The organism is Streptomyces sp. NPDC005263, assembly GCF_042872365.1.
Lineage (GTDB): Bacteria > Actinomycetota > Actinomycetes > Streptomycetales > Streptomycetaceae > Streptomyces.
The window spans coordinates 505,202-528,365 of record NZ_JBIAKJ010000006.1; the positions used below are offsets into that span (position 1 = coordinate 505,202).

The 23,164-nt window shown below is 69.3% G+C and carries 20 protein-coding genes and 2 pseudogenes; 6 read left to right on the plus strand and 16 right to left on the minus strand.

Going from position 1 to position 23,164, the window contains the following annotated elements; genetic code table 11:
- Window positions 1-21: 21 nt before the first annotated feature.
- Window positions 22-2,463, minus strand: coding sequence for a Pls/PosA family non-ribosomal peptide synthetase (locus tag ACFYRY_RS28190; RefSeq protein WP_389151390.1), 2,442 nt, complete (start codon window positions 2,461-2,463; stop codon window positions 22-24).
- 446 nt (window positions 2,464-2,909) lie between these two features.
- Here ACFYRY_RS28190 and ACFYRY_RS28195 point away from each other — a divergent pair, with 446 nt between their 5' ends.
- On the plus strand, window positions 2,910-4,073 hold the full coding sequence (locus ACFYRY_RS28195; protein ID WP_389151393.1) for a YihY/virulence factor BrkB family protein: 1,164 nt from the start codon (window positions 2,910-2,912) through the stop codon (window positions 4,071-4,073).
- Between the two features lie 57 nt (window positions 4,074-4,130).
- Complete coding sequence (locus tag ACFYRY_RS28200) at window positions 4,131-4,820, plus strand: helix-turn-helix domain-containing protein (protein WP_389151395.1); 690 nt, start codon at window positions 4,131-4,133, stop codon at window positions 4,818-4,820.
- Here the strand turns inward: ACFYRY_RS28200 and ACFYRY_RS28205 are convergent.
- From ACFYRY_RS28205 to ACFYRY_RS28215, 3 genes are all read right to left on the minus strand, one after another.
- Window positions 4,800-5,204 (minus strand): VOC family protein, encoded by a 405-nt coding sequence (locus tag ACFYRY_RS28205; protein ID WP_389151397.1) that lies wholly within the window; start codon window positions 5,202-5,204, stop codon window positions 4,800-4,802. The genes ACFYRY_RS28200 and ACFYRY_RS28205 overlap by 21 nt on opposite strands.
- A gap of 107 nt (window positions 5,205-5,311) precedes the next feature.
- Window positions 5,312-5,818 carry a GNAT family N-acetyltransferase gene (locus ACFYRY_RS28210; RefSeq protein ID WP_389151400.1) on the minus strand — a complete coding sequence of 169 codons (507 nt, stop codon included), beginning with the start codon at window positions 5,816-5,818 and terminating at the stop codon, window positions 5,312-5,314.
- 151 nt (window positions 5,819-5,969) lie between these two features.
- Entirely contained in the window at window positions 5,970-6,392 is a 423-nt protein-coding gene (locus ACFYRY_RS28215) for a MerR family transcriptional regulator (RefSeq protein WP_389151403.1), read from the minus strand.
- Between the two features lie 55 nt (window positions 6,393-6,447).
- On the opposite strand from ACFYRY_RS28215, the gene ACFYRY_RS28220 reads away from it, so the two are divergent.
- From ACFYRY_RS28220 to ACFYRY_RS28230, 3 genes and pseudogenes are all read left to right on the plus strand, one after another.
- Window positions 6,448-7,419 carry an SDR family NAD(P)-dependent oxidoreductase gene (locus ACFYRY_RS28220; RefSeq protein ID WP_389151406.1) on the plus strand — a complete coding sequence of 324 codons (972 nt, stop codon included), beginning with the start codon at window positions 6,448-6,450 and terminating at the stop codon, window positions 7,417-7,419.
- Window positions 7,416-8,419: pseudogene (locus ACFYRY_RS28225) on the plus strand (IS481 family transposase); the annotation flags it as partial. The gene ACFYRY_RS28220 and the pseudogene ACFYRY_RS28225, both read left to right, overlap by 4 nt.
- A gap of 8 nt (window positions 8,420-8,427) precedes the next feature.
- Window positions 8,428-8,709: pseudogene (locus ACFYRY_RS28230) on the plus strand (helix-turn-helix domain-containing protein); the annotation flags it as partial.
- Window positions 8,710-8,897: 188 nt separating this feature from the next.
- On the opposite strand, the gene ACFYRY_RS28235 reads toward ACFYRY_RS28230, so the two are convergent.
- Window positions 8,898-9,896 (minus strand): 4,5-dihydroxyphthalate decarboxylase, encoded by a 999-nt coding sequence (locus ACFYRY_RS28235; protein WP_389151409.1) that lies wholly within the window; start codon window positions 9,894-9,896, stop codon window positions 8,898-8,900.
- Window positions 9,897-9,938: 42 nt separating this feature from the next.
- On the minus strand, window positions 9,939-10,163 hold the full coding sequence (locus tag ACFYRY_RS28240) for a hypothetical protein (RefSeq protein ID WP_389151412.1): 225 nt from the start codon (window positions 10,161-10,163) through the stop codon (window positions 9,939-9,941).
- Window positions 10,164-10,314: 151 nt separating this feature from the next.
- Here ACFYRY_RS28240 and ACFYRY_RS28245 point away from each other — a divergent pair, with 151 nt between their 5' ends.
- A complete protein-coding gene (locus ACFYRY_RS28245; RefSeq protein ID WP_389151415.1) occupies window positions 10,315-11,223 on the plus strand; it encodes an SMP-30/gluconolactonase/LRE family protein in 909 nt (302 codons plus the stop codon).
- Window positions 11,224-11,241: 18 nt separating this feature from the next.
- Here ACFYRY_RS28245 and ACFYRY_RS28250 read toward each other — a convergent pair whose 3' ends face one another.
- The 10 genes from ACFYRY_RS28250 to ACFYRY_RS28295 all read right to left on the minus strand — a co-directional run bounded on the left by ACFYRY_RS28250 (window position 11,242) and on the right by ACFYRY_RS28295 (window position 22,688).
- Entirely contained in the window at window positions 11,242-11,742 is a 501-nt protein-coding gene (locus ACFYRY_RS28250; protein ID WP_389151418.1) for a cupin domain-containing protein, read from the minus strand.
- Between the two features lie 21 nt (window positions 11,743-11,763).
- Window positions 11,764-12,711: an NADP-dependent oxidoreductase gene (locus tag ACFYRY_RS28255; RefSeq protein WP_389151421.1), complete on the minus strand. Its 948-nt coding sequence runs from the start codon at window positions 12,709-12,711 to the stop codon at window positions 11,764-11,766.
- Window positions 12,712-12,834: 123 nt separating this feature from the next.
- The gene (locus tag ACFYRY_RS28260; protein ID WP_389151424.1) at window positions 12,835-13,674 is read right to left on the minus strand and encodes a helix-turn-helix transcriptional regulator; all 840 of its coding nucleotides are present in this window, start codon (window positions 13,672-13,674) and stop codon (window positions 12,835-12,837) included.
- Between the two features lie 134 nt (window positions 13,675-13,808).
- Window positions 13,809-14,951, minus strand: coding sequence for a LacI family DNA-binding transcriptional regulator (locus ACFYRY_RS28265; RefSeq protein ID WP_389151427.1), 1,143 nt, complete (start codon window positions 14,949-14,951; stop codon window positions 13,809-13,811).
- Window positions 14,952-15,128: 177 nt separating this feature from the next.
- Window positions 15,129-16,838 (minus strand): family 43 glycosylhydrolase, encoded by a 1,710-nt coding sequence (locus ACFYRY_RS28270; RefSeq protein WP_389151430.1) that lies wholly within the window; start codon window positions 16,836-16,838, stop codon window positions 15,129-15,131.
- 22 nt (window positions 16,839-16,860) lie between these two features.
- A complete protein-coding gene (locus ACFYRY_RS28275; RefSeq protein WP_389151662.1) occupies window positions 16,861-17,766 on the minus strand; it encodes a carbohydrate ABC transporter permease in 906 nt (301 codons plus the stop codon).
- A gap of 5 nt (window positions 17,767-17,771) precedes the next feature.
- Window positions 17,772-18,656: a carbohydrate ABC transporter permease gene (locus ACFYRY_RS28280; RefSeq protein ID WP_389151433.1), complete on the minus strand. Its 885-nt coding sequence runs from the start codon at window positions 18,654-18,656 to the stop codon at window positions 17,772-17,774.
- Between the two features lie 11 nt (window positions 18,657-18,667).
- Entirely contained in the window at window positions 18,668-20,002 is a 1,335-nt protein-coding gene (locus tag ACFYRY_RS28285) for an ABC transporter substrate-binding protein (RefSeq protein ID WP_389151436.1), read from the minus strand.
- Window positions 20,003-20,386: 384 nt separating this feature from the next.
- A complete protein-coding gene (locus ACFYRY_RS28290; protein WP_389151439.1) occupies window positions 20,387-21,475 on the minus strand; it encodes a LacI family DNA-binding transcriptional regulator in 1,089 nt (362 codons plus the stop codon).
- Window positions 21,476-21,674: 199 nt separating this feature from the next.
- A complete protein-coding gene (locus ACFYRY_RS28295) occupies window positions 21,675-22,688 on the minus strand; it encodes a hydroxyacid dehydrogenase (protein ID WP_389151442.1) in 1,014 nt (337 codons plus the stop codon).
- Window positions 22,689-23,164: the final 476 nt, after the last annotated feature.

A 23,164-nucleotide genomic window follows, 5' to 3' on the forward strand; every position in this document is an offset into this window, starting at 1 on the left:
CGCCTGTCGCGCCTGACGCGGTCAGGTGTGCCGCGGTGCGACCGCCGGATTGCCGCCCCACCGCGCCCCCGGAGGCATCTCCTCGCCCTTCATCAGGAAGGAGTCGGGAGCGAGTACGGCGCCGTCCCCCATCGAGACGCCGTAGTGCACGAGCGAGCCGGTACCGAGCGTGCAGCCGGCGCCGATCGTGATGTGGTCGGACTTGAACGTGCCGTCCTCCTGCGAGTGGGCCTGCACCTTGGTGTGCGCGGCGAGCGTGCAGTCGTCGCCGATGGCGGTGAGCGTGCGCTCGGTGATGGAGCAGCCGTCGTCGAAGACCCGGCGGCCGAGCCGGACACCCAGCAGCCGCCAGACGAGGTTCTTGAACGGGGTCCCGTTGAGCACCACGAGGTGGTTGTCCGGCATCTTCCACAGGCGTTCCTGCCGCCAGAAGCGCGGGTCGTAGATCGAGCACAGCAGCGGCTTCAGTGGCCGGAAGTGCCCGATCAGCCGTTCCACCAGGACGTAGTAGAAGGTGGTGAACACCAGGGACGCCATCAGACCGGCGCCGATCAGCAGGCCGCCGACGGCGTCGTGGACGCCGTACAGGTCGACGGCGGCGAAGCCGAGCACGGTGAGACCGAACCAGTGCAGCCAGCGGATGAACAGGAACAGGCCCATCGAGCGCAGGTTGTACCGGTTCTTCGCGCTGAGCCGGCGGCGCAGTTCGTCGCCCTCGCGCAGGTGGTCGAAACGGGTGTCGCGCTCCACCGAGCGGGGGATCTCGAAGCAGGGCGAACCGAGCAGGCCCACGCCCTCGCGGAGTTCCCCGTCGAGCGGGACCATCACCTTCGTGGCCAGCAGACAGTTCTCGCCGGTGCGGCCGCCCGCCGGATAGGCGATGTGGTTGCCGAGGAAGTTGTGCGCACCGATCGTGGTGCGCGAGACCCGGAAGGACGTGGCGGAGAAGTCGGCGTTCACGATCGACAGTCCGTCGGCGACCATCGTGCCGCTGCCGACGGTGGCCAGATACGGCGTCTCGTGCCGCACCTCGGTACCGAAGTTGGAGCCGGTCTGCTCCACCGTCGAGAGGTCGTAACCGAGGGCCCGCAGATAGGGGACGATGTACGAGCTGTCGCCGTACAGCCAGGTGAAGAACTTGATGTTGGTCAGGCGGGCGATCGCGCGCTGGACCGAGTAGTGGAAGCCGTAGAGCGGGTAGACCCGGTCCGGGCGCAGGAACGGCCGCAGCAGCCGGGGCACCAGGGTCACCACGGCCAGGCCGATGACCAGGAAGCCCGCGAACAGCGCGACGGACAGGGCGAGCGCCTCCACGTAGAAGCGGGCCGAGGCCAGGTCCTGGGAGTCCGGCGCGACCAGCACCTCCAGTTCGGGGGCCGCGGTGAGCAGCAGATGCGCGCCGCCCACGCCGAGCGGGACGTACAGCAGCAGCGTCTGGAGCAGGCCCGCCAGCCCGTATCCGAACCGGCGCGCGGTGGAGCAGTGCGCCGGCGGGATCCGGACGTGGTCGACGTCGGTGCGCTGGGCCGGTGAGCCGTGCCGGCGCTGGCCCGCCGGGACCGTGAGGCCGTCGTACAGGGCGGAGGAGTGGCCGAGTTGGGAGCCGTCGCCCATCGTCGTGCCGATGTCGAGGACGGTCTTCTCGCCGACGTACACCCCGCTGCCCAGGGTGACGCGGCCGGTACGGATCCGGCCGGCTCGCGCCGTGTAGCACAGGAAGTGGCAGTCCTTGCGGATCACCGTGCCGGCGCCGACGGTCAGCAGGTCGGTGCAGACCGGTACCGAGCGGGACAGGATCGTCACGCCGGGGCCGATGCGCGCGCCCAGCGCCCGCAGGTACAGCACATACAGCGGGCTGCCGACGAACAGGACCATCGGGTTGGCCTGCAGCAACGCCTTCACTGTCCAAAAACGCAGATGGGAGAGGCTCCAGACCGGGAACTCGGTCTCCTTCCAGCGGCCGACCAGCAGCCACTTCGCCAGGACGGGAAGAGCGCAGGCGGCGGCGAACAGGGCGCTGCCGAAGACCACCGAGCGGCCGTAGACCGCTGCCACGCCGTCGCCGCCGGAGACCCAGTCGTAGCCGCGGGCGGTGGCTGTCCCGGCGAGCAGGCAGTACCCGGCGAAGACCAGGAACTGCAGGGTGCCGCACAGGACGTACCGTGCCGTGCTGCCCGGTGCGGGCGGCGGCTCGGCCGGGACGGCGACGGGTGTCTCGGCCGGCGTCTCGGCGAGAGCCGCTGCCAGCCGGCGGATCGTCGGATGCCCGTAGACGTCCCGCATGGACACCGCGGGCAGCTCCGGGCGTTTTCTGACACGGGCGCAGAAGTGGGCCATGACCAGTGAGTTGGCGCCCAGATCGTCGAAGAAGTGACTGTCGACCGGTACGTGTTCCTTGCGTACTACACCGGCCAGCACCTCGGCCAGAACGCTTTCGGTGCCGGCGCCGGAGATTCCCCCCACGGGCGCTCCTTGTTGCTGTTTCTGATACGTCGTACATGAAATGCGACAAGATGAAAAAGAAGAGGAACGTGATGCCCGCGTGAAAGGGGTGGAATGGCTCGGATGTGTGAGGTCGCCCTGGTCGAGGGCGCTTCAATGCAGTCGGAATTCTTGCGAGTAATTCATGAACGCTTCAAGGGCATTTCAGTCATTGGCGCTTTTTCGGCGGCGCTCATCGAATCGACCGGACAGGTTTTCGAGCCCTTTTCGTCTCCGACCAGGGGGTTCACTGAAAGGCCCGTGTGAGCGTCCTTCGGATTCGGCCTCCCCGGGTGCGACATTCCGGCCAACGCGGACATGACAGAAAAATGGTTCGATTTACGCATGAGCGATTATCGATCGCCGCGCAATCACGGCGGGGACACCGCGGGATGAGCGCAGCCTCACGCGACGGATACCGTTGGATCGTGCAGGCAGCAAGCGAATCTCCCCAACCACACGCCTCCGGCCGTCTCCACCGGGCGCGCGCCCTCTACCGCAACGTCTCGAAGCGCAGGACCGCCTGGCTCTTGCTCAAGGACACCGTCAACTCGTGCATGGAGTACCGGATCCTGGGCCTGGCCGCCGAGGCGGCCTTCTTCACGCTGCTGTCCGTCCCCCCTCTGCTGCTCAGCATGATCGGGCTGCTCGGCTACGTCGACGACTGGACCGGCGCCGACACCATCGCGAGCCTGGAGACCAACCTCCTGGAGGCTTCGCGCACGGTCCTGTCCGACAAGGGCGTCGCACAGATCGCCCAGCCGATCCTGCACGACGTGATGAAGGGCGGTCGGCCCGACGTCATCTCCATCGGCTTCCTGTTCGCCCTGTGGTCGGGCTCCCGAGCGGTGAACGTCTTCATAGACACCATCACCGTGATGTACGGCCTCGACGGTGTCCGCGGCATCGTGAAGACCCGCCTGATGGCGTTCCTGCTGTTCGTCGTGGCGCTGCTGATCGGTTCGGTCGCACTGCCGCTGATGGTGGCCGGTCCGGACGCGGTGGTGAACATCGTGTCGTGGTCCACGACGGTCGTGCAGGTCCTCTACTGGCCCGTCGTCATCGTGCTGTCCATCGTCTTCCTGACCACGCTCTACCACGTGTCGGTGCCCGTGCGTTCCCCGTGGATCGAGGACGTGCCCGGCGCCCTGGTCGCCCTCGCCATGTGGGTGCTCGGCAGCTTCCTGCTGCGTATCTACCTCACCAACACCGTCGAGGGCCCCACCATCTACGGCTCGCTCGCCGCGCCCGTCGCCGTGCTGCTGTGGATCGGTGTGTCCGCGTTCGCCGTCCTGGTCGGCGCCGCGGTCAACGCGGCCATCGACCGGGTCTGGCCGGCCGCCGCGACGGCCGCGGCCCGCGCCGCCAACGAACGCATGCGTGACGCCCAGGTCGCCGAGTACGTGGCCCGCGCGGCCGCGGCCCGCGAGTCCGACCCGCACGCCCCCTACGACCCGGACGACCCCGACATGCCCTCCGAGTTCCCGGAACGCTGGTCCCGCTTCCTGCCCCCGGAGGACGTCACCTCCCGCCTGCGCACCCACGTGAAGAACACCCACCCGCACCCGCCGCACAAGCCGGAGGGGTCCTAGAAACCGCGAAGCCCGGGGTGCGGGGTGCGGCCCGCCGCACGGCGTAGCCTCGGGCATGTGTACGCGCAGTGGACGTCCCGGCTGACCGGAGCGGTGGTGTGGACCAGCACCCCGTCCGGGTCCGCGGCGGGGCCTGTCCTGCCCGACGGCTGCATGGACCTGCTGTGGAACGAGGGTCGGCTGCTGGTCGCCGGTCCTGACACGCACGCCCACGTCACCCCCGACGGAGCGAGCGACTGGGCGGGCTTGCGCTTCTACCCCGGCACCGCGCCCGCCCTCCTGGGCGTCCCCGCGCACGAGCTGTGCGACCGGCGGGTGCTGCTGGCCAACCTCCGTCCGGCCGCCGAGGTGCGGCGGCTCACCGCGCAGGTGAACGCCGCCGCCGACCCGGCGAGCGGCCTGGAGGAGGTGGCCCTGCGCTGGGCCGCCGCCACCGAACCCCCCGACCCGCTCCTACGACGGCTCGTCACCGCCCTCGACAGCGGCCGCCCGGTCGCCGCCGTCGCCGACGAACTCGGCCTCGGCGCCCGCCAGCTGCACCGCCGTTCCCTGGCGTCCTTCGGCTACGCCCCCAAGACACTCGCCCGGGTGCTCCGACTGCAACGCGCCCTCACGCTGGCCCGCGCCGGGGTCCCCTTCGCGGAGACAGCGACCCGGTCCGGGTTCGCGGACCAGGCCCATCTGGCAAGGGACGTACGGGAGTTGGCGGGCATGCCGCTCAGCCGGCTACTGGCCCGCTCCGGTTAGCGGCGCGAACAGGTCGACGCCGTTGCCGTCCGGGTCGAGCAGGCTCGCGTAACGCTGCCCCCACACGGCGTCCCACGGCTTGCGCGGGCCCCGGTACCCGGCGCCCACCATGTCCTGGTAGACCGAGTCCACCTCGGCCGGGCTCTCACAGAGCAGGGCGATCGCGATGCGTCCGTCCCCGGCCGCCGGCCGCCATTCCGGATCGAACGAGCGGACCACCTCCTCGCTGTCCAGCATCAGCCGCAGCCCGCCCGGCAGCCCGGCCTCGGTGTGCGGTTCCTTCTCGGCTCCGTCGGGGAACACGAAGCCGAGACGACGGTAGAAGGCGATCGAGGCGGCCATGTCGGAGGCCACCATGCCGATCGCGTCGAATCGTGGAGTCATACGGCCACGGTAGGCAGCGCGGCGACGGTGAGTCTTGAACGAATCGGACGTCACCCGAAGGTCACGGGCCCGCGCCGAGCCGGGCGTTTCGTGACGGCACCGTGGTGTCACACATCCCGGCGCATGCAGACCCGCGGCCACCGGTCCAGGCCGTGTGCCGCCTCCCGCTCACGGATCCTCCGGAGACCGGGAGTAAGCCCGCTGTCGTCGATGAGCTGAAATCCACAGCGTGCGTAGTAGGGGGCGTTCCACGGGACCTCGGTGAACGTGGTGAGGGTCAGGGCAGGCGCGCCCTCGCGCCCGGCATGGGCCGCCAGGTGTTCCAGCAGCGACCGGCCGACACCGCGACGCGCGCTGTCCGGGTGCACCGAGACCTGCTCGACGTGGAGGTTGCCCTCGACGCGGTCGGCGATCAGGTAGGCGACCGGGGCGTCGGCGTCGTCCGCCATGGCCCAGGCCAGCCCGGCGTGGTGATAGCCGGCGAGCTCACCGAGCGGCAGCGGCTCGTCCTCGGCGATCTCCGGCATGCCGATGTCCCGGAAGCACTGCCCGGCGGCCCTTTCGATGTCCTGAAGCACGGGCAGTTCCTCCAGGCGCACGGCTCGGATACGCATGGACGTATTGTCCAGAGCACGCCGCAGGACGCCACCGATTAAGCGTCCCCCGACTGCGATCCACCGGCGGCGGCTGCGTGCAGGGTGAACGTTGCCTGATGCGGCACTAGATGTTGCGGGGCAGAAGGTTGCTGACGCTGCCGGTGAGGTTTCAGGTCGTGGGGTCCCAGAGTCCTTCGGCCTTGCCGCGGGCGAGGTGGTCGGCGTAGACGCCGACCTTCCAGGTGATGACGGACCGGCACTCCTCCAGTGCCTGGATCTGTGCGTCGACGCGCCGCCGGTGGGCTTCGAGAAGCTGCAGGCGTTCCGCCTCGTTTCCCGGACCGTGCCGCACCAGCTCGGCGAACTGCTTGAGGTCGGCCAGCGGCATCCCGGATTCCCGTAGCTTGACGCAGATCAGCAGCCAGTCGACGTCGAACGCGCTGTACTGTCGCCGGCCTCCGGAGGTTCGCTGGACCGGTCCGACGAGCAGTCCCTCGCGCTCGTAGAAGCGCAGCGCGTGGACGCTGAGTCCGGTCTGCTCGGCCACGTCGCCGATGCTCAGTGGCGTTGCAGGAGTCTCGGTGCCAGCCATGCGTCGCAGTCTAGGACTTGATCTAGACCTCGCTCTAGATCGTAGCTTCGACGGCATGACCAGCATTGATCAACAGCCGCTCGGCTCGCCCTTCTCCGCCACCAGCACTGCCCAGGACGTCACCGCGGGCCTCGATCTGTCCGGCACGAACACCGTGGTGACCGGGGGCTACTCCGGGCTCGGCCTGGAAACCACCTGTACCCTCGCGGCCGCCGGAGCCCGCGTCATCGTTCCGGCGCGCCGGCCTGACATCGCGCGGGCCGCACTCGCGAATGTGAAGGGCTGCGAGGTCATCCCCATGGACCTGACCGACCTCGCCAGCGTGCGGGCCGCCGCCGCACACATCCGCGACTCCCTGGCCAGGCTCGATCTGCTCATGGCCGTCGCCGGAGTCATGGCCACTCCCGAACGGCGCGTGGGACCCGGCTGGGAGGGCCAGCTCGCCGCCAACCACTTCGGGCACTTCGCCCTCGTCTGCGAGCTCTACCCGCTCCTGGCCGCCGCCGACGGTGCACGCGTCGTGGTCAACAGCTCCGCCGGCCACACCCTGACCGACATCCGCTGGCACGACCCGCACTTCCGCACCGGCTACGACAAGTGGCTGGCCTACGGCCAGGCCAAGACCGCCAACGCCCTCTTCGCCGTACACCTCGACACGCTCGGGCGCGGCGACGGCGTCCGGGCGTTCTCACTTCATCCAGGCAAGATCATCACCGGGCTGCAGCGGGAAATGGCACTCCAAGAACAGATCGACCGCGGGTGGGTGGACGAGCATGGCAACGTGATCGCCACCGACTTCAAGGTCCCCTCCCAGGGCGCCGCCACCGGCCTGTGGGCCGCCACCTCCCCTCTCCTCGCCGACCGCGGCGGCCTCTACCTGGAGGACTGCGACATCGCCGGCATCTCCGCCCCCGAAGCGTCCATGGACGACGGCGGCGTCCGCGCCTACGCCATCGCCCCCGATGCAGCCGCACGGCTGTGGGACCTGTCCATCGCCGCGACCGGCACCGCTCCGATCATCCGATGACGCCACCACACCGCAACGCACCACTGACCATCGAAGGCCGACGTCGCCTCGTAGAACGCTGCCGTGGCCGCCCGATCGCGCACGTCGGCGCTGAGATGGGCATCTCTCGGGCGTGCGCCTCGAAGTGGGTCCACCGGTGGCGCCGTCATGGTGACCTCGGTCTGCTCGACCGTCCGTCGACCCCACACCACATCCCGCGTGCGACCCCGGCATGGGTCATCGAGAAGATCGAATCCTGGCGGCGCCAGAAGAAGTGGTCCGCGCAGCGGATCACCTACGAGCTGGCCGAGCTTGGCTGCACGGTCAACCGCCGCACCGTCACACGGCATCTGACCCGGCTGGGACTCGGACGCCGTCGGTTCCTCGATCCGTGCGGAGCCAGCAACCGGACGCCAGGCAAGATCACCGCCCGCTGGCCCGGCCACATGGTGCACCTGGACGTGAAGAAGGTCGGACGGATTCCCCACGGTGGCGGCTGGCGTATCCACGGTCGCGACTCCAAAGAGGCCAAGGCAGCAGGCCGCGCGAAGTCAGCGGGCGCGAAGCGTGGCTACGTATACCTCCACTCCGCCATCGACGGCTTCTCCCGGCTCGCCTACACCGAGCCGCTCGCTGACGAGAAGGGCGCCACGGCAGCCGCTTTTCTGGCCCGGGCGAAGGTCTGGTTCGCCGCCCACGGCATCAACCACCTCCAGCGCGTCGTCACCGACAACGGCGCCTGCTACCGCTCGCGCGACTTCGCCCGCATCATCGGCAACCGAACCCGGCACCAGAAGACCAAGCCCTACACGCCCCGCCACAACGGGAAGTGGAACGTTACCAACGGATCATGGCCGAAGAGATCCTCTACGCCCGCGAGTTCACCAGCGAAGAAGACCGCGCCGCCGCCCTCAGCAACTGGAACATCCACTACAACTACCACCGCCCGCACAGCGGAACGGGCGGCCTGCCGCCCGCAGCACGCCTCAAGAACGGCGTCACCAACGTTCGGCCCTCCTACAGGCCGCGCTGGCCAGGGCGTTCGGGTGTGCTCGTGTCGTGTTCAACGATGCCGTGCGTGCCCGCGAGGACGCCCGTAAGGCCGGGCGGCCGTTCCCGACGGCCGGGCAGCTGTCCACCTGCCTGATCACGGAAGCGAAACGGACGCCGGAGCGGTTCTGGCTGGGTGAGGTGTCCGCCGTCGTCCTGTAGCAGTCCCTGCGGGAAGCCGAGAGGGCGTACCGCAACTTTTTCGCCTCCCTCAAGGGTGCGCGGAAGGGCCCGAGAATGGGCCCGCCCCGGTGCAAGTCCGCGATCAACGTGAAGACGGCCGCCGGACTGGCGGTGACGGCCTGCGGAGCGCCGGTAAGACCGGGAGCCATCCCGGCACAGCGCGAAGAAACAGGAAGCCACGGATTCCCGACCCAACCCTGTGCCGCGTAGCGGCACAGCAACGGTCGGGAAGGCCAGAATCCTCGGGCTTCAGCCCGAGGAGCAAGTCAAGTGTCCAGCAGTTCCGCCGCGAAGAGGTCCTCGATCCTCCACTGACGACTGGTCAGCCCCTGCTGGTGGTGATAGCGCAGGCAGGTGTCGAGGGCGGCGCGGTTGGCCGCGATGCCGTAGGGCCACCAGTCCTCGGGGAACTCTTCACCGTTGCGTTCCACCAGGGCGTTCATCCACGGAATCATGGTCTGGACCTGGAAGAGCCTGCGGCTTTGGCGGTAGCGTTCGGCGGCGACGTCCTTCGCCCGGGAGAAGGCACGGTAGACGTCGTGCGCGAGTCCAGGACGGTCCCGCAGCAGTTCCCGCCGGATGACGATGGTGTGCATCATCGGGAAAATGCCGGTTCGCCGGTAGTAGTCGCGTTCCAGCGGCTCGAAGTCGGGGAACAGCCGAGCGACGTTCGGGGATCCGTCCAGCACGCACTGCGGGACGTTCGCGGAGAACAGCGCGTCGATCTCACCGGCGTCGAGCATCGCGCTCAGTGTCTTTCCCTCGGGCGCGACACGAACGTCGACTTCGGGCGGGTGCGGATGAGGGATGAAGTCGAAGGGGGGAGTGGGGTGCTCCAGGCCGCCGATCACCCAACGGCTCTCCTCGGGTTTGAATCCGTACTCGTCCATCAGGATCCCTTTGGCCCACACACCGGAGTCCTGACCGTAGACGCCGAACTCGCCGATGGTCCTGCCCGCAAGATCGCTCGGCTTCGTGATCCCGCTGTGCACGTTGACGAAGACGCACGAGTGACGGAACACGCGGTTGGGGAAGACCGGCAGTGCCACGAACGGCAGTCCGGACCCCAGTAGCCGCAGGTAGAACGTGAGCCCGAGCTCGGCGACGTCGAACTCGTCTCCGCGGATCAGCCGCTCGAAGAGCTCCGGCAGGGTCGCTGCCGTCTTCATCGTCGCGTCGAAACCGTCGGTGCCCACGGTCCCATCGAACAGCGCCCGCGTCGTGTCGTACGGGAAGCACCCGACCGTCAGGGCGGGATGGACCATGACTACTCCTCCTCGTCGGCGGTGCGACCCGCGGAACACCCCCTAGTCGCTCTGGGCGGCGAACAGCTCCAGGTGTGCGCAGGTGGGGCAGCGGAAGGCGTCGATCTGCCAGCGCGCCCGGCCCATCCTCCTGGCATTGCCCAGCGGACCTCTCTCGAGGGTGCCCGCGATCCACCGCGCGAACCCGCGAGCGCCCTGTCCGGAGTCCTCGACGAAGCCCGGCTCCAGCCCCACCGCACCACATTGGGTGCACCGTATGTTGTTCATCGTCGGAGTGTAGACAGCGCCTGCGGGAGTGCTCTTCGGGACCGTTTGAGGTGCCCGTCGCAACACGCTCGTGTGCCGCGCCCGCTCACCGGGCAACCGCCCCGCCCGGTGCATCCTGGTCACCACAGGTCCACCGCTCCGAAAGGACACCATGCCCGCCGATGGCCCGTACGAGATCCTGGACGACCACTTCAGCGCCGGACGCTGGGCGAACGGCGACAGCAGGCTGGAGGTGCTGTACGACGGTTGCCGCTGGGCCGAGGGCCCGGTGTACGTTCCTGCCTGGCGCCAACTGGTCTGGAGCGACATCCCGAACGACCGCATCCTGCGCTGGGACGAGGCCACCGGCGCCGTCGGGGTCTTCCGCTCCCCGGCCGGCTACAGCAACGGCAACACCCTCGACCGACAGGGCCGCCTGGTCAGCTGCGAGCAGGGAAACCGCCGGGTGACCCGCACCGAGTCCGACGGGAGCGTGAGCGTCCTCGCCGACCGGTACGCCGGCAAGAAGCTCAACAGCCCGAACGACTCCGTCGTACGCTCCGACAGCGTGATCTGGTTCTCCGACCCGGACTTCGGCATCCTCAGCGACTACGAGGGCCATCGCGCCGACTCCGAGATCGGCGCGTGCAACGTGTACCGGATCGACCCCGCGACGGGCGACGTGCACCTCGCCGCCGACGGCTTCGACGGACCCAACGGCGTCATCCTGTCGCCCGACGAGAAACGGCTGTACGTCTCCGACTCGCGGGCCGCCCGCATCGACGTGTTCGACATCCGCGAGGACGGCACGCTCACCGGTCGGAAGGTCTTCGCCGAGGCGGGGGGCGACGTCCACTTCGACAACATCCGCTTCGACGACGAGGGCCGCCTGTGGGCCGCCGCCCTGGACGACGGCGTCCACTGCTACGCCCCCGACGGAACCCTCATCGGCCGCCTGCGCGTGCCCGAGCGCGTCTCCAACATCACCTTCGGCGGCCCGAAGAACAACCGCCTGTTCATCACCGCGACCAGGTCCCTGTACTCGCTGGTGATGTCGGCGACGGGGGCTCCGCGTCTCTAGCCTCGCCCGACCCGCGAGTCAAAGGAACTCGCTCCGGTAGGTCGAGGCCAACTCGGCCGCGCGGCGGCGGCGCTCCGCGAGTTCGTCCTCCGACAGGTGTGGCGGCGGCGCGTCCTTGCCCGCGACGACATCACCGATGCGCGTGAAGTACTCGTCCTGGCCGGCGGGGGTGCACATGCACAGCATGCGGGCCGGCGCACCTGAAGCGTTGCGGAAGTTGTGCGGCGCGTTGGCCGGGATGTTGACCGTGGACCCGGCCCGTACGGTGTGCTTCTCGCCGCGGAAGGTGAACTCGATCTCGCCCTCGAGGATCGTGAACATCTCCTCGAAGTCGTGCCGGTGCGGCGGCGGGCCTCCGCCGTCGGGGACACGCATGTCGATCAGGCAGTACCGGCCGTCGGTCTGCTCGCCGGTGACCAGCATGGCGTACGTGTTGCCGACCAGGGAGATGTACGTCGTGCCGGGGTCGTCGGGGTCCGCCACGGTCAGCGAGCGGGACGGGTCGTCATCGGGGATCAACTGGGTTGTCTCCTTCAACGGTCAGTCGGCGGCAGGGGCGACGATGACGGCCTTGCCGTGCAGCTCGCCCGTGGCGGCCTGGATGTGGACTGCCGGCAGTTCAGCCAGCGGGACTCGCTGCGCCACGTCGACGCGCAGTTCGCCGGAGTCGACCAGCGCCACCAGCCGCGACAGCTGTTCGGCGTCGCTGTCGACGAACAGGTCGATGCCGTGCACGCCGCGTTGTTCGTCGCTGGGCGCGGGCATCCACACCGTGGTGTTCACCAGCACTCCACCGGAACGGATCAGGGTGAGCAGCGCGGCCAGCCGCGCCGGGTCGATCGGCGCGAGGTTGAGCACGACGTCGACCGGCTCGGTCACCGCCGCGGTCACCTCGGTGGCGGTGTGGTCGACGACCTCGTCGGCGCCCGCCGTCTCGACGTGCTCGCTGCTGCGCGGGCCGGCCGTGGCGATGACGTACGCGCCGGCGTTCTTCGCCAGCTGCACGGCGTAGCCGCCGACCGCGCCGCCCGCGCCGTTGATGAGCACGCGCTGCCCCGCCGTCAGCTTCGCGTGATCGAACAGGGCCTGCCAGGCAGTCAGACCCACCAACGGCAGCGCGGCGGCGTCGGGCAGCGGGATGCTCCGGGGCGCAGGCGTCAGAATGTCGGCCGGAGCCACCACGTACTCCGCCGCCGCGCCGTCGCCCGCCATCGGCAGGAAGCCGACGACCTGATCGCCGATCTCGAGGCCGGCCACGCCCTCACCCAGCGCGTCGACCGTGCCGGAGACGTCGATGCCGGGAGTGTGCGGCAACGTCACCGGGATGGGGCCCTGCATGAAGCCTCCGCGGATGTTGCCGTCGACACCGTTGAACGAGGTCGCGGCGACCCGGACCAGAACCTGCCCGGCGCCGGGCAGGGGCTGCTCGACGTCCTCGTGACGCAGGACGCTCGGGTCGCCGTACTCGTGGAAACGCACTGCCTTCATGGGAAATCCTCGTTTTTCGATACGCGCGAGGTGCTTCGTTTGATCAAGCCTGGCGTGCGTCAGAACTCGGATGAAGGCCGTACTTATCCACGGACAAGTTGTCCCTGGCATCGTCGAATGCCCCTAGGGGGTGTCCGCAAAGTCCCTCACGGCGGGCAGGAGTTGCAGCTTTTCGTAGCTGGGAGTGCCGGGCGTGGCGGAGAAGACCAGCAGTTCCTGTCCTTGGTCGGGGTCGACCAGGCGCTGGCAGTACAGCTCCAGTTCGCCCAACTCGGGGTGCCGGTAGCGCTTGAGGTCGTGGTGGTGGGTGACGTCCACCTCGTGCAACCGCCAGACCTCGGCGAATTCCGGGCTGACCTCCAGCAGTGCTGCGACGATCTCCCCGGCCCTTCCCTGAGGGTCCGCCGTGTACGCCGCCCGGATCTCCGCGGTGAAGACCCTGCCGCGTAGTTCGTGGTCCTCGGCGGGGTAGAGGTCGCGTTGCGCCGGGTCGGTGAACCAGCGGTAGACCAGGTAGCGGGCCAGCCCGCTGAAGCGGGTGTAGTCGCCCAGCAGGGCGACCGCCGGGCGGGTCTGCAGCAGCGTCTCATTGAACCGGGACATCACCAACGCCGGTGTGTCCGCGAGGCGTTCGACGATGCGCATCATGGTGGGGCTGACGTGGTCGTCGCGCAGGACCCGCCGCGGCGCCGAGTGCCCGCCGAGGTCGAAAAGGTAGTCCCGTTCGCTCAGGCTGAGGTGCAGCCCCCGGGCGAGCCCGGCGAGCACCTGCTCGGACGGCATCGGACCACGCTGCTGCTCGATCCGGCTGTAGTAGTCGACCGACATGCCGGCCAGTGCGGCCACCTCCTCGCGCCGCAGCCCACCGGTACGACGCCGCGGACCGCGGGGAAGCCCGACGTCCTCCGGTTGCAGCGCCTCCCGCCGCGCCCGGAGAAAGTCGGCCAGCAGTGCCCGGTCCATCTCAACCCCCGCGAACAGGACGCATGCCGAAGGACTGTCCGGTCGGCAAGATCCACCGTATGGGAAAAGGTGCTGCCCGGTGCCGGGCCGCCGTCGCCACCGGCTTCGGCTTCGGCTTCGGCGCCAGGCACACGTCAAGTGTAGGAAGATCCGGGTGCGGAAACGGGTACCGCGGCGACACCGGACGGGATTCCGGCGACCGTCGCCGTGCCGATCGTCGCCGTACCGACACCCGCCGTACCGACCCCCGCCGTACTCGCCCGCTCCACCAACCGTGTCGACAGCTCCGTGCGGGTGCTCTCCGGGCGGTCCCCTTCCATGATCCGGACCAGCAGTCGTAGCGCCGTCGCCGCCATCTCCGACAGTGGCTGCCGGACCGTCGTGAGGGCCGGAGTGAGCCAGCGGGCCTCGGGGAGGTCGTCGAAACCGACGACGCTCATGTCCTCGGGAACCCGCAGACCCCGCTCCGACAGGGCCGCGTAGACGCCGAGCGCCATACGGTCCGAGCAGACGAAGACGGCCGTGGGCGGCTCGGGCAGGTCGAGGAGTTCCAGCATGCGGCGGCGGGCGACGCTCTCGTCGAAGCCGGCGTGGCGAACGTACTCGGGGCGGATCCGGACCCCGGCGGACGCGAGCGCCGAGCGGTAGCCGGAGACCCGGGCGCTGCTGCACATCTTGCGCTGATGGCCCGCGATCACGGCGATCCGCTCATGGCCGAGGGCCAGCAGATGCTCGGTCGCCGTCACGCCGCCCTGCCAGTTCGCCGCCCCGACCGACACCACGCCCGCGGGAGGTTCCAGTACCGGGTCGATGAGTACGTACGGAATGCTGTGCTGGTCGAGCCAGGCGTACTGCGAGTCGGTGAGCTCGGCCAGGTTGAACAGCACGCCGGAGGAGCCGCGGGCGATGAGCTTGTCGAGCCAGCCGCGCTCGGGGCGGCTGCTGCGGGTCCGGGTCAGGCCGGCCGACACGACCACCTCCAGGCCCGCGTCGTGGGCCGCCGCCTCCACCCCGTGCAGCACCGCCCCCGACCAGGAACTGTCCAACGAGTGCACGACCAGGTCGACCAGTCCCGACGACTTCGCCGCGTCGAACCTGGGTCTGCGGACGTAGCCGAGCCGGTCCAGAGCCTCCGTGACCCGTCGCCGGGTCTCGGGAGCCACGTCCTCACGGCCGTTGACCACCTTCGAGGCGGTCGGCACGGAGACCCCGGCCTCGCGGGCCACGACCGCCAGGGTCGGCCCGGCCGCCACGCTCGCACTCCCCGTTCGGACCATCGGGAACCACCTCTCCGGCCCGCCCGTGGGCCATGAAAAGTTTCGACAGGGGCGGAAATAGTAAGCGCTTCCTACCCTAGGTTCACCGCGCGAAGTCGGGAAGGGGCCGGACTTCGCAGGTCTGCACGGCCCTGGACTTTCGAAACTTCGAACGTGCCGCAGTGGCACGCCGCAGCGTTATCGGCAGGTGAGCCGAAACCCGGTGAAGTCGGCCGAGAACGCCGCGTCGACGAGGTCCACGGCATGGATGCCGGCCATCGAGCCGGTGAAACGCAGCTTGGAGCCGTAGTCGTCGGAGAGTTCGGTGAAGTCCAGCGACGGCCCCACCGGTGTCCGCACCCCGTTCCGGACGTACCAGAACCGCGCCTCGGCTCCATCGACCGTCGCCCCGAGGGTCAGCGGTCCTTCCGGGGCGACGTCGACCAGGGCCACCTGTCGGGTCCCGGACTCCTGACGGGCCACCAGACTGAGGACCGTACGGCCCTGCCCGCGCCACTGCTGTCCCCGCTGCCCCTCGCCCTCCGGCTCCGCCCAGGTCAGGTCCAGGGCGAGATACGCCTCGGCGCTGTACCAGAGCATCAGCCCGGCCGCCTGCGTGAACGTGCGGGGACGCGCCTCGACGGTCACCTCCGCCTCAGCCCGGTGCTCGGTGAGGCGCTGGGCGAGCAGGCTGTGCGCCCAGCGCGACTCGGGCCCGTGCCGGCCGCGCAGCCGGATCCAGCCGGGCCGGGTCACGGCGTCCGCCCAGGAGGGGTCGGGCGCGGTGCGCGGGGAGCTCCACGGCCAGCCCAACAGGTCGGTGTAGTCCGGCAGTTGAGACAGGGCGGCCAGTGAGTCAGTCGGTGCCTCGCTTGCCCCGGGTACGTCGACGGGCTCGCTCGCGTCGACGGTGTCGCGTACGTCGACGGTGTGGCGTAGGTCGACGCTGTCGCGTACATCGACTGTGCCCGGCGCCTCGACCTCGACCTCGACCTCCACCTCCGGATGCCACCCCCCGTGCCGCAACCGGGGCCAGCCCTCCGCGTCCCAGGTCACCGCCTGGATCGCCGTCTCGCGGCCGAGTGGGCAGCGCGGACCGTCGGGCGTGCCGACCGGGCGGGCCGTGAGGTGGCTCAACACCCAGTCACCGCCCGGCGTTCGCACCAGCTCACCGTGGCCCGCCTTCTGCAGGGGCAGCGACGGGTCGTCCCGGGACGTCAGCAGCGGGCGGTCGTCGAGCTCGTACGGGCCGGTGAGCTCACGTGCCCGTGCCACCCGTACCCCGTGCTCGAACCCGGTGCCGCCTTCCGCGAGGAGCAGGTAGTACCAGCCCGCGCGCCGGACCACCTTCGGCCCCTCGATGAGCCGGTCGTGCTGGAGCAGCAGGTGCGTGCCGCCGGCCGGGCTCAGCGTCCCCCGGTCCAGCTCGGTCAGGACGATGCCGGCGAAGCGCCTGCCGTCCGGGCGGTGGTCGTTCTGGAGGTTCAGCAGCCACACCCTGCCCCCCTCGTGGAAGAGCGCGGGGTCGAAGCCATGGCTCGGCACCCGGCGCGGCGCGCTCCACACGCCGTCCACGTCCGTGGCCGTACTGACATACGTGTCCGTGTCGAAGTACGGTGTGCCGACCGAGCGGACGATCGCGTACGTCACCCAGAAACGCTCCCCGTCCCAGCTCAGCGACGGCGCCCAGATGCCGCCCGAGTCGGGGACCCCGGCCAGTGAGCCGCCGGGTGCCGCCCCTCGCACATGCCCCGCGTACTCCCAGTGCGCCAGGTCCCGGGAGCGGTGGATGGGGATCGTGGGGAACCACTCGAAGGAACTCGTGGCCACGTAGTACCAGTCGCCGACCCGGATCAGGGACGGGTCGGGGGCGAAGCCCCGGATGACCGGGTTGCGCAGACGGGTCACAGCAAGGCCCCCTGAGACGTGGTCACTTGAGGGCTCCCAGCGTCACGCCCGTCCGCCAGTAGCGGCGCATCGCGACCATCATGATCGCCATCGGCACGATGGACAGCAGCGCACCCGTCAGGACGAGACTCGTCAGGTCGACGCCGGACTCCAGGCGTTTGCCGGACCAGTTGTACAGGCCCAGGTTCAGCGTCCAGTTCTCCTCGCCGCGCAGCACGGTCAACGGCAGGAAGAAGGCGTTCCAGGTGTTCACGAACGCGAGCAGGAACACCGTCGCGCCACCGGTCGTCATCATCCGCAGCACGATGCTGAAGAAGATCCGCAGCTCCCCGGCGCCGTCGATACGGGCCGCCTCGAGGAGCTCGAAGGGGATGGTGGCCTCCGTGTACACCTTGGCGAGGTACACACTGAACGGGTTGATCAGGCAGGGGATCAGCATCGCCCAGGGCGTGTCGACCAGGCCGATCTCCGAGAACAGCAGGTACAGGGGGAGAGTGAGCAGGGCGATCGGGATGAGGAAGGAGCCGACCACGCACGCGAAGACCAGGTTGCGGCCGGGGAAGTCGAAGCGGGCCAGGCCGTAGCCGGTGGCGAGGGCGAGCAGGGTGCCGCCGAGGGAGCCGACCCCCGCGTACAGGAACGAGTTGGCCGTCCAGCGCAGGAAGATACCGTTCTCGTAGGTGAACAGCTGATGCAGGTTGTCCCAGAGGTGCCAGCCGGAGAACCACAGGCCGTTCGACTGGTAGAGCCCCGTGCGGTCCTTGGTGGCGGCGACGACCAGCCACCACACCGGGAACAGGCTGTAGACACTGGCCAGGATCAGCCCGACCAGGAGGAAGCGCTGGCCGCCGCGACCGCGCGCGGCCGGATCCGGGCCGGTCAGCCGCCGCAGAGCACGCGGTTGCTGCTTGATGCCGTCGTCGGTCATCAGCATCAGTCCACCTCCTTCGAGGTCAGCCGGTAGAACGTGAAGGAGGCGACGCCGAGGATCAGGGCGAGCAGCACCGACAGGGCGGCGGCGTAGTGGTAGTTGCCGGCGTTGAACGCCTGGTTGTAGATGATCATGATCGGGGTGAAGCTGTCGCTGACGGTCTGCGGGGTGACGTTCCGGAACAGCGCGGGCTCGTTGAAGATCTGCAGCATCTGGATGACCGACAGCATCCCGGTCAGCACCAACGCGCCCCGCACATACGGGATCTTGATGCTCAGCGCGATCCGCTGCTCGGAGGCACCGTCCAGACGCGCCGCCTCGAACAGCTCCCGGGGCACGCCCTGGAGCGCCGCGTAGATGATCACCATGTTGTAGCCGATGCCGTGCCAGGTCAGCAGGTTGCCGATGGACGGCCACACCATCGACGGGGCGAAGAAGTTCCAGTCGAACCCGAACACCTCGCCCAGCGGCGTCAGCGGACCGACGTCGGGGCTGTAGAGGTTGATCCACACGAGTGCGGCGACCACTCCGGGGATCATGTACGGCACCAGCAGCAGGATCCGGAACCGGCTCGCAAGCCGCGCGTGGACGGCGTCCAGGAGCAGCGCCAGCACCAGGCTGACCAGCAGCATCATCGGGATCTGCACGACGGCGAACAGCACCACCCGCCCGACCGAACCCATGAACGCCGAGTCGGTCAGGCCCTGTCGGTAGTTGTCGAGGCCGGAGAACTTCTCCGTGGAACCGCCGAGACCGAGCCCGGACTGCTGGACCCGGAACAGCGACTGGTAGACGGCGTAGCCGATCGGCAGCAGATACAGGAAGACGAAGCCGAGCTGGAAGGGCACCGTGAAGGCGGCACCCTTCCAGCGCAGGGAGCGAATCATCGTGTACTGCCTCAGCCCTTGACGCTGATGCCGCGGGACTTCAGGTCCTTGACCGTCCACTCTTGCATGTGCGCCAGGAGGTCGGTGACCTTCTCCTCCTTGTTGACGACCTTCGCCCAGCCGCTCTGCATCTCGGTGAACATCGCGGTCCAGTCCGGGCCGTAGACCCAGTCGGTGGTCACCGTGCCCAGGCTGTCGGTGACGACCTTCTTGGCCGGCTCGTAGTTCTTGCCGAGCAGTTTCTCGGAGATCGCGTCACCCACGTACGTGTCGCTGTTCTTCAGCGCCGGCATCACGCCGTTGCCGGTGGTCGGGCTCGCCATCGTCTTGACCGCGCCGGTGTCGGTGGACATCCACAGCGCCGCCTCGGCGGCCTGCTCCTGGTGCGCGCAGCCCTTGGTCACCAGGGTCACGCTGCCGGTGAGGTTGGTGCCTGCCGGAGTCTTGGCCGCCTCCCCGGTGAACGCCGGCCAGGGCGCGAGGGCCCACTTGCCGAAGGACTTGGTGAAGTTCTGCACCATGCCGGCCATCTGCCAGGTCGATATCTGCCGGGTCGCCGTGCCGCCGTTGTCGTAGTTGCGCTGCACGGCCGCGTAGTCCGCGAAGGACAGCTTGGAGTTGAGGTCGTTGTCGATGATCTCCTGGATCACCTTCGCGGCCTTCAGGGTGCCCTCGTCCTGGAAGTCCACCTTCCAGGAGTTGCCGTCGATCGCGTACCAGTGCGCCCCGGCCTGCATCGCGAGCACCTCCAGGGTGCTCGGGTCCTCACCCGCGAAGTTGGTGATCTTCACTCCGTGCTTCTTCAGCTCCTTGCCCGCGGCCACGAACTCGTCCCAGGTCGTCGGTGCCTTGATGCCGTACTTCTGGAAGATGTCGGTGCGGTAGATCGTGAAGTTCGGCGCGGAGCTGGTCGGCACCCCGTACGTCTTGCCCTGCACCTGCGCGCTCGCCCAGGAACCGGCGTTGAACTTGTCCTTGTCGGCGTCGACGTACTGGCTGATGTCGGCGAGCGCGCCCTGTGAGACCCAGCTCGTGACGTACTCGGCCGTGTTCTGCACCAGACAGGGAGCGTTGCCGGCCTTCACCGCGTTGGTCAGCTGCTTCTGCATGGTCAGCTGGTCGGTGACCTTCGTGTACTTCAGCTGGACGTCCTTGTGGGAGGCGTTGAACGCCTTGACGACGGCCTCCTGGCCGTTGGCCCAGCCCCAGAAGGGGAGGGTGACCGGGCCGGAGGAGTCGGAGCCCCCCGAGCCCGATCCTCCGCCGCACGCGGAGAGCAGACCTGTCAGCGCGAGTCCCGCTACGGCGGTGCGGGCGAACCTTCTCCGGCGGCTGGTGAAGTTCATCTGACCGTGTTCCTTCGGGAAGTAGGGCTCAGGGGAGGGGAGGGGGTGACGGCTCTGTGCCGGCCGGGAACGGCGGCCGGAAAATCCATCGGCTCGCGGTTGCGGGGGTTCGGCCAGGCGGAAGCTGTAGTAAGCGGTTGCTGGGACGGTAGGCCGACGGTCCTGCTCATAGCAAGAGGTGCGCGGCAACTTTGTTACGTCGGTTTGTCCGTGGGGTGAGCGGCGGAGACACGTCGCCGGTTCCCGCGTTCGGGAGGATCTCCCAGGTCAGGGGTGTGACCTCGGAATCGGCAACGTGGGGCCGGATGGCGCCGAGGGTCTCCGGGCCATCGTCAAAAACTTCGGGAAAACGTTTACGAAACGATCTGCATGGAGCTCGCCAGGTCACCCACGCGGGGCGGGCGGCCGGACGGAGTCCCGCACGACGACATGGGTGCCCAGCACCAGATGGTCCCCGTCGATGCCCTTGCGGCGGCCCCCGCCGCCCTCGCGCCGGTCGGCGACGGCACGCAGGGCCACCCGGCCCATCTCCTCGTACGGCACGTGCACGGTGGTGAGTTGGGGGGTCAGCTGGGAGGCCAGCGGGATGTCGTCGTAGCCGACGATCGAGACGTCCTCGGGCACCCGCAGGCCCGCCGCGCGCAGCGCCTGGGCCGCGCCCGCGGCGACCACGTCGGTGCCGGCCAGTACCGCCGTGAAGTCCAGGCCCTCACGCAGGCTCTCCTCGACCGCCTGGTATCCGTGCTCGTCGTCGTAGGGGCCGTGCCGCACCATGTCCGGCTCGAAGGGCACACCGTATGCCTCGAAGGCCCGCCGGGCGCCTCTCAAACGGCCCTGCGCGGTGGTGAGTTCGGCGTGACCGGGCAGGACCAGGACCTTGCGGTGGCCGGCCGACAGGAGATGGCTGGCCATCGCGTAGGCGCCGCCCTCGTTGTCGTAGTCGACCGTGGTCGCGGGCACGTCGCCCTCCAGGGGCGGTCGTCCTACCAGCACCAGGTGTGAGCCGGCCGCGTCCAGTGAGCGGGCGAAGCGGGCCATGCGCAACTGGTACTCGTCGTAGTCGTAGGCGCCGCCGAGCAGGACCACCGCGGCCACGCCCTGCTGGCGCATCAGGTTCACCAGCGCGAGTTCCCGTTCGGGGTCGTCGCCGGTGGTGCCTACCAGGGAGAGCCAGCCGCGCAGGGTGGCTGCGCTCTCGACGCCCTTGGCGACATGGGCGAACGCGGCGCCGGTGATGTTGTTGATGAGGATGGCGACGGTCGGTGTACCGCCGCCGGCGAGGGAGCGGGCGTGCGCGTTGGTGACGTAGTCCAGGTCGCCGACCACCTTCATCACCCGGCGGCGCAGGTCCTCCGAGACGGGGTAGTTGCCCGACAGGACGCGCGACACGCTCGCGACCGAGACGCCCGCCTGTTCGGCGACATCGCGGATGGTGGCCCGTCCGGCGTCGCCGGACGCCCTGCGCTGACTCACCGTTGCGGCTCCTTCACCGTTGCGGCCGACTCGCCGGGGGGGCGGGAGTGCCGGGTGGACCGGGTGGACAGGCAGTGCGGGGAACCTCTTGGACCCTGCCGGAGGCTGCGGGGCGTCCGCTGGTCCACGCCGGTACTGAAACCGTATCCCATTGTTTCCGGTTGTTTCCCCCGGGTGCGCGGGCCGGTCGGCACCGCCCTCACGCGACCCGCGCCAGGTCGGCGTGGCGTACCTCGTGGGCCGGTGGCAGGCCCGCGACCAGGCGTTCCAGTTCCTCGACGACGATGCGGCCGAGGCGCTCCAGTTCGTTGCCGAGCGAGCCGGCGATGTGCGGGGTGAGGAAGACGTTGGGCAGTCGGTAGAGCGGGGAGTTGGCGGGCAGCGGCTCGGGTTCGGTGACGTCGAGGATCGCGTGCAGCCGGCCGGAGACCAGCTCCCCGGTGAGGGCGTCGGGGTCGATCAGGGCGCCCCGGGAGGTGTTCACGAGGACGCCGCCGTCCCGGATGAGGGCCAGCCGCCCGGCGTCGAGCATGCGGTAGGTCTCGGGGATGTCCGGGGCGTGCAGACTCACGATGTCGCTCTGCGCGAGCAGGTCCTCCAGCGGCAGGAGTTCGGCGCCCAGGGCGGCGGCCTCGGCGGGGCTGACGTAGGGGTCGTGCAGCAGGACCGAGAAGTCGAAGGGCCGCAGCAGCTCCAGGAGCCTGCGGCCCACCCGGGAGGCGCCGATGACGCCGATCCGGCGGCCGACGTTGCCGATGGCCGCCGTCTCGGAGGGCCGCGGGTAGGTGTGGTCGGCGCGGAAGCGCTCCCGGTGGGTGAAGGTGTCCTTCCCGGCGAGCAGGATCATCGCGAGGGTGTACTCGGCGACCGGCAGGGCGTTGCCGGTGACCGCGCTGGAGACGGTGATGCCGCGCGCCCACAGGGCCTCGCCGACCAGCGAGCGGACCGAGCCGGCGGCGTGCAGGACGGTGCGAAGGCGGGGCGCCGTGGCGAGGACGCCGGTGTCCAGGCGGGGACAGCCCCAGCCGGTGATCAGCACCTCGGCGTCGGCCAGGGCGTCGGCCGCGGCGGGATCGGCGAAGTCCCGCACGACGAGCGCGGGATCGAGTGCGGCCGCCTTGGTCAACCGGGTCATGAGGGGCGGGGGGAACAGCAGGGGGAGGTGCACCGGATCCATCGCGAACACGGCCCTGGGGGGCTGAGGGCTGGGCATGTCTCTCCTGACGCACGGGGTGGAAACATTTTCTGAAAGCGCCTTCTACCGTAGATCTGGCGGAGACGGGCGGTCAATCGGCAGGATGGGCGGGGGAGTCGGTCGGGGTCTGGTCCGGCTGGCGGCCGTCCAGGGTCCGGATGTCGCGAAATCGCTGACGGGGGATCCGTGGGTGCCCCGGAGCGCTTGGTGGCGTCGGACCGGCAAGCGGTTCGACAACCGGTCGACAACCGGTCGACAACCGCTCGGCAACCGGTTCCCGTAATGGTTTCACCCGGGACCACTGTCTCGGTCACCGTTGCCTTCGCAGATCAGAGCGCGGGTCACCGGCTCAGCTCCACCATTCGGCCAGACGTCGAGGTTACACAGTCTTTTCGAAAGTTCGTCAAGGCTCTTGACGCGGTTTCCGGACAGGAAGAAGCTCTGCCCCACTGCCTGACAACCGGTTGTCCGCCGCAGCGCGGTGCCGGTTCGAT

Coding starts and splice junctions, on each gene's coding strand:
- ACFYRY_RS28210 (WP_389151400.1), bottom strand. CDS start 5,818: ATGCGTATCCGAGCCGTGCGCCTGGAGGAACTGCCCGTGCTTCAGGAC.
- ACFYRY_RS28255 (WP_389151421.1), bottom strand. CDS start 12,711: ATGAAGGCAGTGCGTTTCCACGAGTACGGCGACCCGAGCGTCCTGCGT.
- ACFYRY_RS28205 (WP_389151397.1), bottom strand. CDS start 5,204: ATGACTCCACGATTCGACGCGATCGGCATGGTGGCCTCCGACATGGCC.
- ACFYRY_RS28235 (WP_389151409.1), bottom strand. CDS start 9,896: ATGGTCCATCCCGCCCTGACGGTCGGGTGCTTCCCGTACGACACGACG.
- ACFYRY_RS28245 (WP_389151415.1), top strand. CDS start 10,315: ATGCCCGCCGATGGCCCGTACGAGATCCTGGACGACCACTTCAGCGCC.
- ACFYRY_RS28220 (WP_389151406.1), top strand. CDS start 6,448: ATGACCAGCATTGATCAACAGCCGCTCGGCTCGCCCTTCTCCGCCACC.
- ACFYRY_RS28280 (WP_389151433.1), bottom strand. CDS start 18,656: ATGATTCGCTCCCTGCGCTGGAAGGGTGCCGCCTTCACGGTGCCCTTC.
- ACFYRY_RS28240 (WP_389151412.1), bottom strand. CDS start 10,163: ATGAACAACATACGGTGCACCCAATGTGGTGCGGTGGGGCTGGAGCCG.
- ACFYRY_RS28285 (WP_389151436.1), bottom strand. CDS start 20,002: ATGAACTTCACCAGCCGCCGGAGAAGGTTCGCCCGCACCGCCGTAGCG.
- ACFYRY_RS28275 (WP_389151662.1), bottom strand. CDS start 17,766: ATGACCGACGACGGCATCAAGCAGCAACCGCGTGCTCTGCGGCGGCTG.
- ACFYRY_RS28260 (WP_389151424.1), bottom strand. CDS start 13,674: ATGGACCGGGCACTGCTGGCCGACTTTCTCCGGGCGCGGCGGGAGGCG.
- ACFYRY_RS28215 (WP_389151403.1), bottom strand. CDS start 6,392: ATGGCTGGCACCGAGACTCCTGCAACGCCACTGAGCATCGGCGACGTG.
- ACFYRY_RS28295 (WP_389151442.1), bottom strand. CDS start 22,688: ATGCCCAGCCCTCAGCCCCCCAGGGCCGTGTTCGCGATGGATCCGGTG.
- ACFYRY_RS28265 (WP_389151427.1), bottom strand. CDS start 14,951: ATGGTCCGAACGGGGAGTGCGAGCGTGGCGGCCGGGCCGACCCTGGCG.